Here is a 16461-nt window from a genome sequence, read left to right as displayed (position 1 = left end):
CGGCCTGCGCGAAGCGCAAGGCACGAGTCGTCGCTTCCCGACACACCGCCATGAAGTGGCTGGAGAGCGGCACGCGCCGGGACATCTGCGCGCTCCTCTACCGGGGCGGTGAACTGCGCGGGCAGGCGCTCAAGACGCACCTCGAACGGCACTACGACCTGCAACTCGACCCGAAGCGGTTCTACGACCGGATGGACGCCCTCGTCTCGGCGGGCCACGTCGAGAAGCGCGCAGACGGCCTCCACGACGTGTACGCGCTGACCGAACAGGGTGAGCGGCGACTACTCGACCACCACGAGTGGCTCTCGGGGTGCGTCGAGGCGGGGAAGGGGGATGGTGATAGTGACGACGACGACGGCAGGGAACGGAGGAACGACTCCGACGCCGACGAGTAGCGTTCAGGCTCCCGGTGTGCGCGGTCCGGCAACGTACGGGGCGAGGGTTCAAGTGGGGAGTCGGGACCAGACGCCCCATGCGAGAGACGCTCCGACGACTGGACGACATCGTGGAGGCGGGCGGAACCGGCGTCACCCTCCTGCTCTGGGTGGTCGCGGTGGTCGCGGGAGCCGTCGCCGTATTCGACGCACTGCTGCTGGACGCACTGCTCGCCCGCCTCGGGCGCGCCGGGGGAGGACCGCCGCTGGCGACCCAGTTGCTCGTGCGTGAGGCCGTCGAGGCGGTGGCCGACGTCACCTTCCTCGTCGGCGGGGTGTGTAGCACGCTCGTCTGGCTTCGGTTCACAGACCGACGGCTCTCGGACCTGCTCTACACGATAGCTGACGACTGAGTGCGCGAGACGGGAAACAGACGGAGCAGACGCGGTTTCAGCCCGTGCGCGCGACCCGCAGGGCGACGAGTGCGACGGGCAGTCCCCCGACGACGGCGAGGGCCGTCGCGGTGAGCAGACCGACCTTGTACTGGAGGGAGGCGTCGAGGAGGCTCACCCGCTCAGTTCAGCAACTGGGCGGCGATAGTGTTGCGCAGGACCTCGCTGGTCCCCTCGTAAATCTCGTTGAGCTTCGCGTCGCGGTAGAACCGTTCTGCGGGGAAGTCCTTCGTGTAGCCGTAGCCGCCGTGGATCTGGATGCCCTCGTTTGCGACCTCGCGGGATATCTCGGAGGCGTAGAGCTTCGCCTGTGCGGCCTCCTTGACGAAGTTCTCGCCGCGAATCTTCCTGTCGGCGGCCTGGTGCATGAGCAGGCGGGCGGCCTGCAGTTTCGTGTCCATGTCGGCGAGTTTGTGCTGGATGGCCTGAAACTCGCTGATGGGCTGGCCGAACTGCTCTCTGTCCTGGCTGTAGCGCAGGGCCTCGTCGAGGGCGGCCTGCGCGATGCCGACGCCGCGGGCGGCGATGGTGATGCGCCCGCCGTTGAGCGTCTTCAGGGCGTGGACGAACCCGCGGCCCTCCTCGCCCAGCCGGCGCTCTTCGGGGATGCGCAGGTCGTCGAAGCGGAGTTCGGCGGTCGGACAGCCCTTGTCGCCCATCTTGTGCTCCGTCCCCTCCACGAAGAAGCCGTCGTCCTCCTCGGGGCGGACGATGAAGGAGGAGATGCCCTTGTTGCCCGCGTCGGGGTCCGTCTTGGCGAACAGCGTGACGGTGTCCGCGACGCTCCCGTTAGAGATCCAGAGCTTGTTCCCGTTGATGACGTACTCGTCTCCCTCCTTCTCGGCGGTGGTGCCCATCGCGGGCACGTCGCTGCCGGCCTGCGGTTCCGAGAGCGCGAACGCCCCGATGTCGGACCCCTCCGCGAGGGGTGTGAGGTACTCCTGTTTCTGCGCTTCGTCCCCGAACTCGTAGACCATGTTGCCCGCCAGCGAGATGTGGGCGGCGACGATGGTGCCCAGACCGCCCGACCCCCGGGCGATCTCGGAGAGGCCGATGGCGTAGGAGTGGTAGTCCAGACCCGCGCCGCCGTACTCCTCGGGGAACGGCATCCCCATGAGGCCGAGGTCGGCCATCTCGCCGACGAGGTCCGCGGGGAACTCGTCGTTCTCGTCGATGTCGGCCGCGACCGGAACGACCTCCTCGTCGACGAAGTCGGACACCATGTCCTCGATCTGTTTCTGTTCTGGCGAGAGGCTGAAGTCCATACCCGGCGTCGGGGCGGTGCGGACTTGACTGTTATCACCGCGCCCCGAGGCTTATCCTCCCTACGCCGAATCGTGTCCCATGATGGCACAAACCGATCTGTGGCATCGATATTCTCTCCCGACTCGCCGGGTCGATTCTGCTCCCGCTTTCCTCCTCCTCGTCGAGGTATTTCTCGTTCGAATCACGTGAACCCGCCAGAGACACCGAAAAGGGTGTGACTGTTTGCTGGTTCACCGCATCCGCTGGTAGAGCTGGATGGCCACCTGCGCGACCATCCCGACCCACGACGTCCGGTAGGAGAGCACCGCCGCGCCGACGAGGAGTGCCGCGACCTTCGTGTTCCCCCGGTACAGCGCGAGACCGGCCTGCACGAGCGTCGACAGCGCGCTCAGCGTCCGCGTGTTCTTCGACGAGAGGATCTCTGAGAGTCCCATACAGTCCGGTCTGGTCCCCGAGGACAAAAGGTCGCAGCCCGCAGGTGCCCCCGCCCGCGACTCAGAGCGCCTTGGTGTAGCAGCGGACCGGCGCGGCACCCGGCCGGAGGGGCCCCTGCCGGTACTCCTCGTAGTCCAGCGACTCGCACAGCCGACGGGCGGCGAGCGGTTCGCTCGTGTCGATGACGACGCGCCGGAACCCGCGCCGGCGGGCGGCCCGTTCGAGCGCCTCGGTCAGGCGACGGCCGAACCCCCGGCACTGGTACGACGGGTCGACCCGCAGGCCGGTGAGTTCGGCAGTCCACCCCCCGACGGGGAGGACGCCCCCCGTGGCGACGATGCGGGTGCTCCCCTGCTGGTCGCTCGGACTCGGCCCCCTCGCGGTCCACAGGCCCGCGGGCACCTCGCCGACGAGGAACTCCCCCTCGGGGAAGTACGTCTCTTCGACGTGGTGCAGGTCGGCGTCGGCCACCGGGTCGAACGCCGGGAGGGCGTCGCGGACCGCCGCCTCGTGGACGGCCCACACCGCCCCGGCGTCGGTCGGCCGGTACCGACGTACGTGAAATTCTGGAAACACGTCTATGCTCGTGACTTATAGATTGATAATACTTTCGAGTGATCGCCTACTCGTAGTCGTAGAACCCGCGACCGGTCTTCTTGCCGAGGTCACCGGCGTCGACCTTCCGCTTGAGGAGGTAGGCCGGCTTGTAGCGGTCGCCCAGTTCCTCGAAGAGGGTCCGACTGGCGTCCAGACAGATGTCGAGGCCGATGTGGTCGGCGAGCGTCAACGGTCCCATCGGGACGTTCGTCCCGAGGGTCATCCCGCGGTCGATGTCCTCCTTCGAGGCGACGCCCTCGTCGAACGCGCGGATGCCCTCGTTGATCCACGGCATGAGGATGCGGTTGGTGACGAAGCCGGGCTTGTCGTCGGACTCCCACGTCTCCTTTCCCAGCGCCTCCGAGAACTGGTGGGCCAGTTCGACCACGTCGGGGTCGGTCTTCTCGCCGACGACGACTTCGACGCCCGTCATGACCGGGACGGGGTTCATGAAGTGCAGGCCAACGACCTGTTCGGGGCGGTCGGTGACGCTCGCGATGGTCGTGATGGAGAGCGTCGAGGTGTTCGTCGCGAGGACGACGTCGTCGGGACAGACCTCGTCGAGGTCCGCGAAGATGTCCTGTTTGACCTCCATGTTCTCGAGTGCGGCCTCCACGACGAGGTCGCAGTCCGCGAGGTCCGCGAGGTCGGTGGTGCCCTCGATGCGGTCCATCGCCTCGTCGGCTTCGTCCTGCGTCAACGACTCCTTGCGGACGAACCGCGAGAGACTGTCCTCGATGGCCGAGAAGCCCTCGTCGAGGAACTCCTGTTCGATGTCGCGCACGACGACGTCGTAGCCGTTCGTCGCCGCCACCTGCGCGATACCGCCGCCCATGGTGCCCGCGCCGACGACGCCGATACGGTCGATGGAGTCGAATCCACGCATACCCGTCCGTGTCCCTCGGGGGGAGTAAAGCGTGCCGCTCGGTTCGCGTACCGCTCCTCAGACCAGCGCCGGGAGTTCGCCGAGGCTCTCGATGCGGTGGGTGGGCGTACACTCGGGGGCGTCCGCGCCCCGCGCGATGAGGACGGAGTCGATACCCGCGCGGTCGGCGGCCTCCACGTCGACGGCGCTGTCGCCGACGTACACCGCGTCCCGCGTGCCGAGGTCGGCAATTGCCCGGTCGAGGTAGTAGGGGTCGGGTTTCATCCGACGGAGCCCCTCGGGCGTGAACGGACAGCCGTACACCGCGTCGAAGCGCTCTTCCAGTCCGAAGTGCTCGACGACGAAGGTGACCGCCTCGTGCTGGTTGTTGCTCACGAGGCCGAGCGAGCGGTCGAGCGACCAGAGGACGCTCACGTCGTCGTACAGGGTTCGGACGCCTTCGCGGAACTCGCGTTTCTGCTCGCGGACGGCCTGGCTCGCCGCCTCCAGACAGAACGCGCCCGGGTCGACGCGCCCCTCGCGACAGAGCTGTCGGATGCGCTCGACGTTGCCCGCGACGAGGGCGTGGACCTCCTCGCGCGTCGGGCGGCGCAGGTCGAACGCGCTGAACGTCCGCTCCGCGGCCCGGCGCAGCGCCTCGCGTCCGGGCAGTTCCGTCAGCACGCCGTCGTTGTCCAGCAGGACCGCCTCGTAGGTCACGGCCGCCCCCACCCCCGATGTCGCCAACCCCGTGTCATTGCTCTGTTCGGGTCCGTCGCCGTTCGGAGATATCAATCTGTCCGAAACGATACGAGCATCGATGCAAGAACAATATTATACCCAGTTACCGAACACCCACGCGTATGCTCGACATCGACGACTCCCCGCTCACGCGGGACGGGAAGGTGCTCATCCTCGCGTACGACCACGGGCTGGAACACGGCCCCGCCGACTTCACGGGCCTGCCCGAGAGCGCCGACCCCGAGCGGACGTTCGAGGCGGCGACCCACTCCGCCGTCACCTCCATCGCGGTCCAGAAGGGCATCGCGGAGGCGTACTACCCCTCCTACGAGGACGACGTCGACCTGCTGATGAAGCTCAACGGCACGTCCAACCTCTGGATGGGCGAACCCGACTCGGCGGTCAACTGCTCGGTCGAGTACGCCTACGACGTCGGCGCCTCCTCCGTCGGCTTCACCGTCTACGGCGGGTCGAACAACGAGATCGAGATGGTCGAGGAGTTCCGGCAGGCCCACGAGACGGCCCGCGAGTACGAACTCCCCACCGTCATGTGGTCCTACCCGCGCGGGCAGGGCCTCAAGAACGACACCAGCGAGGAGACCATCGCCTACGCCGCCCGCCTCGCCCTCGAACTCGGCGCGGACGTGGCGAAGGTGAAGTACCCCGGCAGCAAGGAGGCGATGGAACACGCCGTCCGCATGGCCGGTAAGACGAAGGTGGTCATGTCCGGCGGGTCGAAGACCTCCGACCGCGACTTCCTCGAGTCGGTCAAGGCCACGATGGACGCCGGGGCGAAGGGTCTCGCCGTGGGCCGCAACGTCTGGCAGCGCGAGAACCCCGAGGGCATCCTCGACGCGCTCGAACGGGTCATCTTCGAGGGCGCGTCCGTCGACAGCGCCCTCGAATGAGCGGACGCTCGGACTCCGCGGACGCCGTCGACGAGATATTCGAGACGGTCGCCCGCACCGCTCCCGAGATACGCGAGAGCCTCGTCGGCCGTCGCCAGTACGAGAGCGAGGAGAACCCCTCCGGCGAACAGCAGCTGGCGGCCGACGTGTACGCCGACGAGTTGTTCGAGGAGCGACTGCTCGCCATCGACGGCGTCGGGAGCTACGCCAGCGAGGAGCGAGAGGACGTCATCGAGGGCGGAGAGGGGGAGTACCACCTCGCGCTGGACCCCCTCGACGGCTCCTCGAACGTCAAGTCGAACAACGCGATGGGAACCATCGTCGGCGTCTTCGACGAACCGCTCCCCGCGGGGGGCGAGTCGCTCGTCGCCGCCGGGTACGTCCTCTACGGCCCCCTGACGACGATGATGGTCGCCCGCGACGGGCAGGTCGAGGAGTCGGTCGTCGACGACGGCGAGCGTCACGTCGGGGACAGCGACCTGACCCTGCCCGACGACCCCACGGTCTACGGGTTCGGCGGGCGTGTCCCCGAGTGGACCGACGAGTTCGCCGGCTACGTCGAGTCGGTCGAACAGGAACTGAAGTTGCGCTACGGCGGCGCGATGATCGGTGACGTCAACCAGGTGCTCACCTACGGGGGTATCTTCGGCTACCCCGGCCTCCGGGACCGCCCGGAGGGGAAACTCCGCCTGCAGTTCGAGGGCATCCCCATCGCGGCCATCGTGGAGGCCGCGGGTGGCGCATCCTCGGACGGGTCGGGGTCGCTCACGGAGCGAGAACCCGCAGAACTCCACGAGCGAACGCCGGTGTTCGTCGGGAACGCCGAGTACGTCGAGCGACTCGAACCAGCGCTGGACTGACTTCGGCCCCCTTACTTCCCGGTGAACTCCGGGTCGCCCTTCTCGAAGAACGCCTCGTAGCCGCGTTCGTAGTCCTCGCTGTACGTCGCGCCCGCGATGACGTCCGTCTCGGCGGCCATCTGGTCGGCGAGCGAGCGCTCGAAGCTCTCGGTCATGAGGCGCTTGGTCGCGCCGAGTGCGCTCGTCGGCCCCTGTGCGAGTCGGTCGGCCACGTCGTGGAAGCGCTCCTCGAACTCGCCGGCGGGGACGCTCTCGGTGACGAGGCCGAGCGAGACGGCGTAGTCGGCGTCGATGGGTTCGTCGAGGAGGGCGATCTCCTTCGCGCGGCGGAGTCCCACGAGGCGGGGGAGCCAGAACGTCGACCCGCCGTCGCCGGTCAGGCCGATGCGCCCGTAGGCGTACTCCAGTCGCGCCTCGTCGCTCATCACGACCACGTCGCCCGCCAGCGCCATGCTGAAGCCCGCGCCGGCGGCGACGCCGTTGACGCCCACGACGAGGGGCGTCTCCGCCTGGTGCAACTGGAGGATAGCGTCGTGCAGGCTGGAGGCGAGACGGCGCAGTTCGGGCGCGTCGCGTTCGTCGCCGTCCAGACTGGCGAGGTCCGCGCCGGCACAGAAGACGCCGTCGGTGCCGGTGAGCGTGATACAGCGCACCGAGTCGTCCTCGTTCAGTTCGGTCGCGACGTGGACGAGTTCCTCGCCCATCGTCGAGTTGAGCGAGTTGAAGTTGCTCGTGCTGTCGATAGTGACGTGCGCGACGCCGCCGTCCTGGTCCAGCCTGAGGTTCTCGTAGTCGGCCATGGCTCGGCGTTAAAGCGCATCTGAGATAAAACAAGTGGAGTCGTGTCGGGCGGGCAACGAGGATTGCCCGCGAGTTTATATTCCTCGTGACAGACACGGTTCCATGAAGGAAATCGCGGTCACCGACGAGCAGTACGCGTACATCGACGGCCTCCGCGAGGCGCTGAAGACGGAGCGGGTGGGTCGGTACGGCCACGTCCGGATGCAGGACGCCCTCCAGTACCTCGTGGACACGCACGCGCCCGTGGCCGACGATGGCGAGGACCCGCCGGTCGGTCGCATCGACGCCGACCCGGAACGGGACGCGCTCGATGCGGCGGACCCGGAGGTGGCCGGGGGGTCGGGGGCGTCGAGCGAGGCGGACGGAGAGGACGAGGGCGACGAATCGGGCGAGGTGGACGAGACGAAAGACGGCGAGGACGGAGACGCCGACGACGACGGCAGAGAGGGCGAAGACGCCGACGACGAGAGCGAGGACGGCGAGGGCGACGACGGGGACCGCCTCTCAGCGATGATGAACCTGCTCGATACGCACACCGAGAAGTGGGGCGAGACGCCCTCCGAGCAGGGACGCTACGAGGTGAAACTGCCCGACGGCGAACTCGAAGTGGTCCAGACGAAAGACGACGTGCGGGCGGTTCTGTTCAAGAACTACCGCTGACTCACTCCACCTCGTGGAGCCGTTCGCCCTGATGGAGGCGGGTGGCGATGGAGAACGTCCCCTCCGCCTCCCGCCGGGTGGGGAAGTGCGCGGCCATGTAGCGGGTGGGGGCCATCAGCGCGACCCGTCGCTCGAAGCCCTCGTCGGGACCGCCGTCGCTCACCGCGTCGAAGCGCTGGAAGCCCGCGGTGACGTTCTGGAGCGTGTGGAAGCCGGCGTCCTCGCGCAGGAGGCCGCGACCGAGCGTCCGCTTCAGGTCGGCGGGGTCGCCGCCCGCGTCGAAGTGCTCGCTGACGAGGCTGGCGGCGCGGTTGACCTGCCCCTGTTCGTCGAAGCAGGCGAGGAGGTCCTCGCGTATCGCGGTCGGGTCGCGGTCCGACTCACCGGGGTCGGGCATCGGCGCGCGCGGCGCGTTGAGAAAGCGGTCGAGGTAGACGGACATCGCGCCGTCGAAGCAGGCGCGATACAGTTCCGTGGCGTCCGTCCGTCGGGTGGCGCGGTGGACGGCGTTCGCGTAGGTGAACGTGTGGTGGACGGTGTCCCAATCAGAGAACTCGTTGTTCGTCGCGAAGTACATCACCCGGCGGGTGGCGGCGCGGGCGACGGCGTCGGCCAGTTGCGTCGTGGTCGCCCCCTCCCGAATCGCGTCGGTCAGGGCGTCGATGCTCGCCTCGGGGTCCTCGCCGAGGAGCGTCTCGACGAACCCCTCCGGGCGCTCCCACTCCTCGCCCGCTCCCGCGGCGACGAGGTCCGGGAGCAGGTCGTTCGCGTCGGCGCACAGTCCCGCGATATCGACGGGCGTGCGCCACGAGGAACGCTCCTCCGAGCGCGCGGCGTCGGTTATCTGGTTCACCGTCGAGGCGAGGACGTTGTCGGCGTGTTCCTCCCACCCGAGTTGGTCCAGCGTCTCGAACGCCGTGTTGATGAAATCGAGCGTGTGCCCGGCGCTCATGTAGCGGTGGTCCGTCGCGGCCGCGAACAGGAGTTCGGCGACGTCCTCGCGCGGGAGGTTGGCGATGGCCGTCAGCAGGACCCGTTCCGCGCCGTCGCCGTCGCGCACCTCGCAGTTGTCCCGGAACCAGCTTTTGAGGCGTTCCTTGGGGACCTCGCGATTGTCGAAGGCGTACTGCTGGAAGCGCGGCGGTTCGCCTGCGCACTCGTCGGCCACCTCGCGGACGCCGAGGAACATCGCGCGGCGCTTGTCGCGCCCGCCGACCTCACCGTGGAGGTTCGCCATACAGCCGAGGGTGGTCAGCCCGCGGCCCCAGCCCATGTCCCGGTACTTCGTCCCGAAGTTCACGGCCGTCTCGATGGGCGTGTGGAAGCCCTCTCCCCCCTCGTCCAACCCGATGATCGCCTTCGCCATCACGAGCGAGAGGTTCTCCTGGAGGCCGTCGGCGAGGCGGTTGCGCCAGTGGACCTCGGGCGGGACGTCCGGGTCGGGGTTCGGGTCGAGGAACACCGCGCCGTCGCGCACCTCGACGGGGAACGTCTGGACGTCGTCGGCCCAGATGTCGAAGGTGTCGCCCTCCTCGAGTTCGAAGCGGGCGTGGTGCCAGTGACAGGTGAGGATGCCGTCCTCGACGGACCCCCGCGTCAGCGGGAACCCCATGTGCGGACAGCGGTTGTCGACGGCGAACACCCGGCCGTCGTGGTGGAAGAGGGCGATGGCCTGGCCGTCCTCGCTGACGACCTGCTGACCCTGCGATTCGAGGGTCGCGAGGTCCGTGACGCGGACGAACCGCCCGTCCGTGTCGGCGTCGGTTGCCATACCTGATGGTGTGAGAGGCACCCACAAAACGGTTCGCTGAAGCCGATTTTTGCCCGTGTGCTGACAGGATGCGGAGGCGGTCTGTTCAAGTGGTTCAACGGACAACGAATGGCCAACGAATGAGCCAGGACTTCTACGAGGTCCTCGGCGTCTCCCGCGACGCCGACGAGGACGAGGTCAAACAGGCCTACCGGAAGAAGGCCGCCGAGTACCACCCCGACGTGAGCGACGACCCGAACGCCGAGGAGAAGTTCAAGCAGGTCAAGAAGGCGAAGGAGGTCCTCACGGACGAGGACGCCCGGCAGGCCTACGACCAGATGGGCCACGACCGGTTCGAACAGGCCGAGAAGCGCGGCTTCGACGCCAGCCAGAACGGGGGGCAGGGCAACCCCTTCGGTGGCATGGGCGGGGGACAGGGCAGTCCCTTCGACGACATCTTCGAGCAGTTCTTCGGCGGCGGCGGGCAGGGCCAGCGCGGCCCCCGGCCCGGCCGTGACCTCCGGACCGCCCTCACCATCGACCTCGAGGACGCCTACTTCGGCAAGCAACAGCAGATGACGCTCACCCGCCCGGAGCGCTGTTCCGACTGCGACGGCGAGGGCCACCCCCCGGAAGCCGACGCCGAGACCTGTCCCGCCTGCAACGGGCAGGGCCAGCAGACGCACGTCCAGCAGACGCCCCTCGGGCGCGTCCAGCAGACCCAGACCTGCCAGCGCTGTGGCGGCGACGGCACCCTCTACAGCGAGACGTGCGACACCTGCGACGGCGACGGCGTCGTCAACGAGGAGACGACGCTCAACGTGGACATCCCGGAGGGCATCCGCGACGGCCAGACCCTCCGCATGAACGGCGAGGGTGCGCCGGGCGAGCCGGGCGCGCGCGACGGCGACCTGCTCATCGAGATAACCATCGACGCCCACCCGGACTTCGAACGCGACGGCGACGACCTGCTCTACCGGATGCCCGTCTCCTTCCCGCAGGCCGTCTTCGGCGACGAGGTGGAAGTCGAGACCCTCGACGGCACCGTCTCGATGGACGTCCCCAAGGGCACCCAGAGCGGCGAGACGTTCCGCCTGAAGGGCAAGGGGATGCCCCGCCTCCAGCGTCGGGGACACGGCGACCTCTTCGTGCGCGTGCAGGTCGTCACCCCCGAGGACCTCAACGAGGAACAGCGCGAGGCCCTCGAGGCGTTCGCCGAGGCCGGCGGCGAGGACATCGACGTCGAGGAGGGGTTCTTCGAGAAGATTCGCAACTCGTTCTGACTCACTCCCCGCTTCCGGCGTCGCCCGTCTCCGCCAGTCGCGTCTCGTACTTCTCCAGTGCGGTCTCCAGCGCCTCGCTCGCGTCCGTGTCCGTCTCCTCGCAGAGGGCCAGCAGGGCGAACAGGGCGTCCCCGAGTTCGTCCTCGGCCACGCTGACCTCGTCGGGCGACGCGCCGTAGCCCGTCGAGGTGGTCACCTCCTTGGCCACCTCGCCGAGTTCGGAGGTGAGGTCCAGCAGTCGGTAGGCGGGCGGGGCGTGGAGGTCGTTCGACTCGACGAACTGCGCGACGCGGTCCTGTGCGTCCATGGTCGGGCAGGCTGGCGGAGGCACCTCAGTCCACCGGTACGGGGGCGTCAGCAGTCGAGGAACGTGGCCGACCCGTCGTCCTCGCCGACGCGAATCACCCAGTCCGTCGTCACGGCGTCGCCCTCCATCGGTAGGCCCTCCCCGTCGACGAGGTCCACGACCAGTCGGAGACGCAGCGCACGCTCCCGTGGCGGGTGGTCCGCGCCGAACGAGGCGAAGTCGACCGGCCCGAGGGTGGTGTTCGTGAGGACGCAGTGCGGGGACGCGAACGCGAAGCGGGCGTACCCCTCCATCCCGGGCGACTCCAGCGGGAGGACCTCGGTCGCCACCGGGTCGAAACCCACCTCCTCCGTCGGGAGGGCGGCGAGGAGCGTCGCGCCGACCTCGACGGGGGACCGTCGGAGGCCGGCCCACGCGCACTCCGCCGACGGGCGGACCCTGAGTGCGTCCGGTCGACCGTCGGTGACGTCGACGCGGACGTCGCTCGCGGCGAGCGACCGCGGTTCGATTCGGAGGGCTGCCCCCGAGTCGGCGGCGACCGACGCGGCACGCTCCACGACCGCAGGGCGGGACTCCCCGTCGGACCACTCGACCTTGTCACTCCGGGACATATATTAATATTCGAGAATTACTATAATAAAAAACTTTCCTAGGAGGCAGTAATGGTCGGCGGCGAGCGCGCGTCGAGGCGTGCTCCACATCGGTTTTGGCCGGGGCGTCCGAACCAGTCGCATGGAGTTCACCGTCCTCGGGGACCTGGTCGCGCGGGAGCGACGCGGCGGGACACCGGCGCTCTCCGTTCCCGGATCGGGCCGGGAGTACGACTACCGGCGGTTCTGTACCACGACGTGGAAGGTGGCGCACTTCCTGGCGCACCTCGGCGTCCGGGCGGGCCGACCCGTCGCCGTCGCCGCCGACCCGGCCCCGGAACCCGTCCTCACGTGCTACGGCGCGGCCCTGCTGGGCGCGCCCGTCGAGTTCTTCGAGGGGGACCCGCCCGACGACGCGCGGGCGGTCGTGGTCCCGACCGGTGCCGCCGAGGGACTGGCGACAGTCCCTGGACGGAAGCGCGTGGGGTACGGCGACGCTCCCGACGACCCCGACGTGGCCCACTTCGAGCGCGACGTCTGGAGCGAGAACCCCACAGAGCCACCGGACCGCGTGACGCCCGACCGGACGCTCCTCCGGTCGGCGTCGGGAACCCACGATCACCGGACCGTCCTGGCGGCGGCCTCGCGGGTCGCCGAGGGCTGGTCGCTCGGCCCCGGCGACCGGGTCGTCGTCCGGGCACCGCTGACCCGTCCGGGCACCGTCGCCGCGGGACTCGTCGCGCCCGTCCTCTCGGGCGGCGTGGTGGTCTTCCCCGACGACGACACGGTCGGCGAGTTCGCGGTCGGGGACGGGGAGTCGCCCGAACCGACGACTCTCGCCCCCGGTGCCGTGCTCTAGGCGCCCGGAGTTCGTCTCCGGCGGTCGGCCGAGTGTGCCGGTTCTCGGGGAGTCCGGATCGCACCCGATCACCACCCGTCCACTCGTCGAAGCCGTTCCCCGTAGCAGCATTCAGGTGAAAATTTCTTGGATGAAGCAGACGTATCGGTCTAATAACTATTTCTCAGCAACATATAAGTACGCGTGTGAGAATACCTGCTCTATGACGGAGACGCCCCCGAGCGTAGTATGGCTGACTCTGGAGAGCGTTCGGTACGACGCCACGTCTCTCTCCGGCTACCACCGGGACACGACGCCCAACCTGCGCCGCATCGCGAACGCGCCCGACGGCGTCTCCTTCGAGAAGGGCTTCGCCCAGTCGCTCTGGACGCCGGCGTGTACCGCCTCCATCCTCACGGGGACCTACCCGGTGGTCCACCGGGTCGGGATGGACGGCCTCGCGAAGGAGCCACTGCCGGAGTCGGTCCGGACGCTCCCCGAACTGCTCTCGGCGGCCGGCTACCGGACCACGGCCATCTCCCCGAACGCCTACATCAGCGGTGCGACCGGGCTGGACCGCGGGTTCGAGCGCTTCGAGTGGTTCGACTACCGGAAACTGTTCGAGCGCGACTCGCTCGGCCCGTGGCTGAAGTACTTTGCCAACATCCGGTCGTACGGTCCCCCCGCCATCCACCGGCGGTACTACGAGGAGGGGAACCGGTTCTACCAGGCGCTCCAGCGGGTCCTGTTCTACGGCGTCTCGACGTTCACCCTCGCGGACGTGTTCGAGGGGTGGCTCACCGAACTCGCCGCCGGGGACGACCCCTTCTTCAGCTACATCCACCTCCCGAACCCGCACCACCCCTACAACCCCCCGCGGAAGTTCATCGACCGCTTCACCGACGACATCGAGTACTCGACGGCGGAGGCGCTCCGCCTCTCGTACGACCTCTTCGGCAGTTCGGCACAGATGAAACGGCGCATCGCCACTGGCAACGGGACACCCCTCGACGACGCCGAACGCGAGGCGCTGCGCGCCCTCTACGACGCCGAACTGCTCTACGTCGACGAGACGGTCGGCCGACTGTTCGACCACGTCAGGGCGCTCGACGAGGACGTCATCGTCGTCGTCACCGGCGACCACGGCGACCTCTTCGGCGAACAGGGGGTCATCGGCCACAACCTCGTGCTCCACGACGGACTGACGAACGTCCCACTGGTCGTCAGCGGCCTTCCCGGCATCGAGCGGGCCCGCGACGGGTTCGCCCAGCACATCGACGTCACGAGGACGCTCGCCGACCACCTGGGGGTGAGCGACCCGCAGTTCCAGGGGACGAACCTCACCGAACGCTCGCTCGACCACGCCATCAGCCAGCGCGGCATCGCCCACTTCGACAACTACCTCGAACACAACTACCGGTTCGACGTGTCCCCCTACCACCGCGAACCGATCACGGCGCTGCGGACGGACCACTTCAAGTACGTCGTCAGCGACGAACGCGAGGAGCTGTACGTCTTCCCCGTGGAGGGCGAGGACGTCAGCGACCAGTTCCCGGCGGTCTGCGAGCGCTTCCGCTCGCATCTGGTGCAGCGATTCGCCGACGTCGATGCCGACCTTCCCAGCGCGGGGCGCGTCGAACTCTCGCCGGAGATGGAAGAACAGCTCCAGCGACTGGGCTACCTGTAGGCCGGCGTCACCGCGCGTCCTCGATGTCCTCCAACGCGTCGGGGTTCTCGATGGAACTCATGTCCCCGAGGTCCTCCCCGCGGTAGATGGAGGCGATGGCCCGCCGGATGATCTTCCCCGACTGGGTCTTGGGGAACTCGTCGACGAACAGCACCTCGCGGGGGCGAAACGGCTTGCCCAGTTCCTCGCCGACCTGTTCGCGCAGTTCCGCCCGCAGGTCGTCGGACTCCTCGACGCCGTCTTCGAGGATGACGTAGGCGACGACGGCCGTCCCCGTGGTGTCGTCGGGCGCGCCGACGGCGGCGGCCTGGTTGACCGCCTCGTGGTCGATGAGTGCGCCCTCCACCTCGGCGGGACCGACCTTCCGACCGGCCACGTTGAGGGCGTCGTCCGCCCGCCCGTGGAGGAACCAGAAGCCCTCGTCGTCCTGTTGTGCCCAGTCGCCGTGGTCCCACATCGGTGGCTCGGTGAAGGTGGACCAGTACTCCTCCAGATAGCGCTCGTCGCCCGACCAGAGCGACTTGGTCATCGAGGGGTTGGAGTCGCGCGCGACGAGGAACCCGCGTTCGCCCTCGTCCGCGACGGACTCGCCCTCGCTGTTCACGATGTCGACGGACATCCCGAGGCCAGGCTTGCCGAGCGTACACGGCTTGAGGGGCATCCCGGGGAGGGGCATGAGGAAACAGCCGCATATCTCGGTCCCGCCGGAGATGTTGATGATGGGCGTGTCGCCGCCCCCGACGTGCTCGTAGAACCACATCCACGACTCGGGGTCCCACGGTTCGCCCGTCGAGCCGAGCAGTCGGAGCGAAGAGAGGTCGTGGCCCTCCAACCAGTCGTCGCCCTGCTTGCGGAGGGCGCGAATCGCGGTCGGCGAGATGCCGAACACCGACAGCGAGTGGCGGTCGATCATCTCCCAGAAGCGGTCCGGTTCGGGGTAGTCGGGCGCGCCCTCGTACATGAACACCGTCCCGCCGAAGGTGTGGTTCCCGATGAGCGACCACGGCCCCATCATCCAGCCGATGTCGGACACCCAGAAGAAGCGGTCGGAGTCCCTGTGGTCGAACCCGAAGTGAATCTCCTTGGCGGTCTGCATCTGGACGCCCGCGTGAGTGTGGACGATGCCCTTCGGCTTCCCCGTCGTCCCCGACGAGTAGAGCAACATGGACTCCTGGTTCGCGTCGAGTTCCGCCGTCTGGTAGTCGTCGTCCCGCGCCTCGACGGCCTCGCCCCACCACGCGTCCCGCGAGTCGTCGAAGGGCACGTCCGCCCCCAACCTGTCGAAGACGACGGTGTGTTCGACGTGGCCGGCCTCCTCGATGGCCTCGTCGGCGGCCTCCTTCAGGAGAATCTCCTTGCCCCGACGGAGGAAGCCGTCGCCGGTGAACAGCACGGAACACTCGGAGTCGGCGATGCGGGTGGCGGTGGCGTCGACGCCGAACCCGGAGAAGATGGGGACGGCGATTGCGCCGACCTTGAAACAGCCGTAGAGGATGGAGACGACCTCGGGGACCATCGGCATGTAGAGCCCCACCGTGTCGCCCACTCCGACGCCGACCGACTCGAGGTAGTTGGCGACCTTGTTCGTCTGGCGCTGGAGTTCGTGGTACGTTATCTCCCGGACCTCGCCGTCCTCGCCCTCCCAGATGGTGGCGACCGAGTTCCGGCGTTCGTTGTCAGGGGCGGCGTGGCGGTCGACGGTGTTGTGCGCGACGTTGATGCGCCCGCCGGGGTACCACTCGGTGAACTGCGGGCCGTCCGTGTCGTCTCGGACGCTGTCGTAGTCCTCGAACCACTCGACGCCGAGGTAGTCGGGCAGTTCGTCCCAGAACCACTCGACGTCCTGCGAGCGTTCGACGAGTTCGTCGTACGTGTCGATGCCGTGTTCGTCCATGAACGCGCGGACGTTCGTAGACCGGGCGAACTCCTCGTCGGGTTCGTAGACGACTTCGTCGAGGTCGGGAAGGCCGCTCATGCCCCTGAGTCACACCCCCTCCGGCAAGTAGTTTTTCGCGAGAGGGCGCGCCGGGACCGGTAAACGCTTTTC

18 protein-coding genes are annotated in these 16461 nt (G+C 68.3%); 8 read left to right on the top strand and 10 right to left on the bottom strand.

Annotation, left to right across the window (positions count from 1 at the left end):
• The first annotated feature begins 50 nt into the window (after positions 1-50).
• The gene (locus tag NKG96_RS05745; RefSeq protein WP_254537520.1) at positions 51-395 is read left to right on the top strand and encodes a PadR family transcriptional regulator; all 345 of its coding nucleotides are present in this window, start codon (positions 51-53) and stop codon (positions 393-395) included.
• A gap of 77 nt (positions 396-472) precedes the next feature.
• Positions 473-787: a hypothetical protein gene (locus NKG96_RS05740; RefSeq protein ID WP_254537518.1), complete on the top strand. Its 315-nt coding sequence runs from the start codon at positions 473-475 to the stop codon at positions 785-787.
• 161 nt (positions 788-948) lie between these two features.
• Here NKG96_RS05740 and NKG96_RS05735 read toward each other — a convergent pair whose 3' ends face one another.
• The 5 genes from NKG96_RS05735 to NKG96_RS05715 all read right to left on the bottom strand — a co-directional run bounded on the left by NKG96_RS05735 (position 949) and on the right by NKG96_RS05715 (position 4709).
• A complete protein-coding gene (locus tag NKG96_RS05735) occupies positions 949-2091 on the bottom strand; it encodes an acyl-CoA dehydrogenase (protein ID WP_254537517.1) in 1143 nt (380 codons plus the stop codon).
• Positions 2092-2322: 231 nt separating this feature from the next.
• Positions 2323-2526 (bottom strand): hypothetical protein, encoded by a 204-nt coding sequence (locus tag NKG96_RS05730; protein ID WP_254537516.1) that lies wholly within the window; start codon positions 2524-2526, stop codon positions 2323-2325.
• A gap of 61 nt (positions 2527-2587) precedes the next feature.
• On the bottom strand, positions 2588-3103 hold the full coding sequence (locus NKG96_RS05725; RefSeq protein WP_254537515.1) for a GNAT family N-acetyltransferase: 516 nt from the start codon (positions 3101-3103) through the stop codon (positions 2588-2590).
• 46 nt (positions 3104-3149) lie between these two features.
• Complete coding sequence (locus NKG96_RS05720) at positions 3150-4010, bottom strand: 3-hydroxyacyl-CoA dehydrogenase family protein (protein ID WP_254537514.1); 861 nt, start codon at positions 4008-4010, stop codon at positions 3150-3152.
• 57 nt (positions 4011-4067) lie between these two features.
• The gene (locus tag NKG96_RS05715) at positions 4068-4709 is read right to left on the bottom strand and encodes an HAD family hydrolase (RefSeq protein ID WP_254537513.1); all 642 of its coding nucleotides are present in this window, start codon (positions 4707-4709) and stop codon (positions 4068-4070) included.
• A 143-nt stretch (positions 4710-4852) separates the two neighbouring features.
• On the opposite strand from NKG96_RS05715, the gene NKG96_RS05710 reads away from it, so the two are divergent.
• Entirely contained in the window at positions 4853-5638 is a 786-nt protein-coding gene (locus NKG96_RS05710; protein ID WP_254537512.1) for a class I fructose-bisphosphate aldolase, read from the top strand.
• Positions 5635-6498: a class 1 fructose-bisphosphatase gene (locus NKG96_RS05705; protein WP_254537511.1), complete on the top strand. Its 864-nt coding sequence runs from the start codon at positions 5635-5637 to the stop codon at positions 6496-6498. Before NKG96_RS05710 ends, NKG96_RS05705 begins: the two co-directional genes overlap by 4 nt.
• An 11-nt stretch (positions 6499-6509) precedes the next feature.
• Here NKG96_RS05705 and NKG96_RS05700 read toward each other — a convergent pair whose 3' ends face one another.
• The gene (locus NKG96_RS05700; RefSeq protein WP_254537510.1) at positions 6510-7298 is read right to left on the bottom strand and encodes an enoyl-CoA hydratase/isomerase family protein; all 789 of its coding nucleotides are present in this window, start codon (positions 7296-7298) and stop codon (positions 6510-6512) included.
• 103 nt (positions 7299-7401) lie between these two features.
• On the opposite strand from NKG96_RS05700, the gene NKG96_RS05695 reads away from it, so the two are divergent.
• Positions 7402-7959 carry a hypothetical protein gene (locus NKG96_RS05695; RefSeq protein ID WP_254537509.1) on the top strand — a complete coding sequence of 186 codons (558 nt, stop codon included), beginning with the start codon at positions 7402-7404 and terminating at the stop codon, positions 7957-7959.
• A 1-nt stretch (position 7960) separates the two neighbouring features.
• On the opposite strand, the gene NKG96_RS05690 is transcribed toward NKG96_RS05695, so the two are convergent.
• On the bottom strand, positions 7961-9730 hold the full coding sequence (locus NKG96_RS05690; protein WP_254537508.1) for a Rieske (2Fe-2S) protein: 1770 nt from the start codon (positions 9728-9730) through the stop codon (positions 7961-7963).
• A 119-nt stretch (positions 9731-9849) separates the two neighbouring features.
• Between NKG96_RS05690 and dnaJ the strand changes: the two genes are divergently transcribed.
• Positions 9850-10992 (top strand): molecular chaperone DnaJ, encoded by a 1143-nt coding sequence (gene dnaJ, locus NKG96_RS05685; protein WP_254537507.1) that lies wholly within the window; start codon positions 9850-9852, stop codon positions 10990-10992.
• Between the two features lies 1 nt (position 10993).
• On the opposite strand, the gene NKG96_RS05680 is transcribed toward dnaJ, so the two are convergent.
• Positions 10994-11299, bottom strand: a complete 306-nt coding sequence (locus tag NKG96_RS05680; protein WP_254537506.1) for a MazG nucleotide pyrophosphohydrolase domain-containing protein — start codon at positions 11297-11299, stop codon at positions 10994-10996.
• A gap of 47 nt (positions 11300-11346) precedes the next feature.
• Positions 11347-11910 (bottom strand): hypothetical protein, encoded by a 564-nt coding sequence (locus tag NKG96_RS05675; RefSeq protein WP_254537505.1) that lies wholly within the window; start codon positions 11908-11910, stop codon positions 11347-11349.
• 121 nt (positions 11911-12031) lie between these two features.
• Here NKG96_RS05675 and NKG96_RS05670 point away from each other — a divergent pair, with 121 nt between their 5' ends.
• Both NKG96_RS05670 and NKG96_RS05665 read left to right on the top strand, forming a co-directional pair.
• On the top strand, positions 12032-12748 hold the full coding sequence (locus tag NKG96_RS05670) for an acyl-CoA synthetase family protein (protein WP_254537504.1): 717 nt from the start codon (positions 12032-12034) through the stop codon (positions 12746-12748).
• A gap of 202 nt (positions 12749-12950) precedes the next feature.
• Positions 12951-14414, top strand: coding sequence for a sulfatase (locus NKG96_RS05665; RefSeq protein ID WP_254537502.1), 1464 nt, complete (start codon positions 12951-12953; stop codon positions 14412-14414).
• Positions 14415-14421: 7 nt separating this feature from the next.
• Here NKG96_RS05665 and NKG96_RS05660 read toward each other — a convergent pair whose 3' ends face one another.
• Positions 14422-16389, bottom strand: coding sequence for an AMP-binding protein (locus NKG96_RS05660; RefSeq protein WP_254537501.1), 1968 nt, complete (start codon positions 16387-16389; stop codon positions 14422-14424).
• Positions 16390-16461: the final 72 nt, after the last annotated feature.

This window comes from Halomarina litorea, assembly GCF_024227715.1.
In the GTDB taxonomy this organism is placed as follows: Archaea; Halobacteriota; Halobacteria; order Halobacteriales; family Haloarculaceae; genus Halomarina; species Halomarina litorea.
Note: the sequence above shows the minus strand (reverse complement) of the source record. Positions and strands in the feature narration are given on the sequence as shown.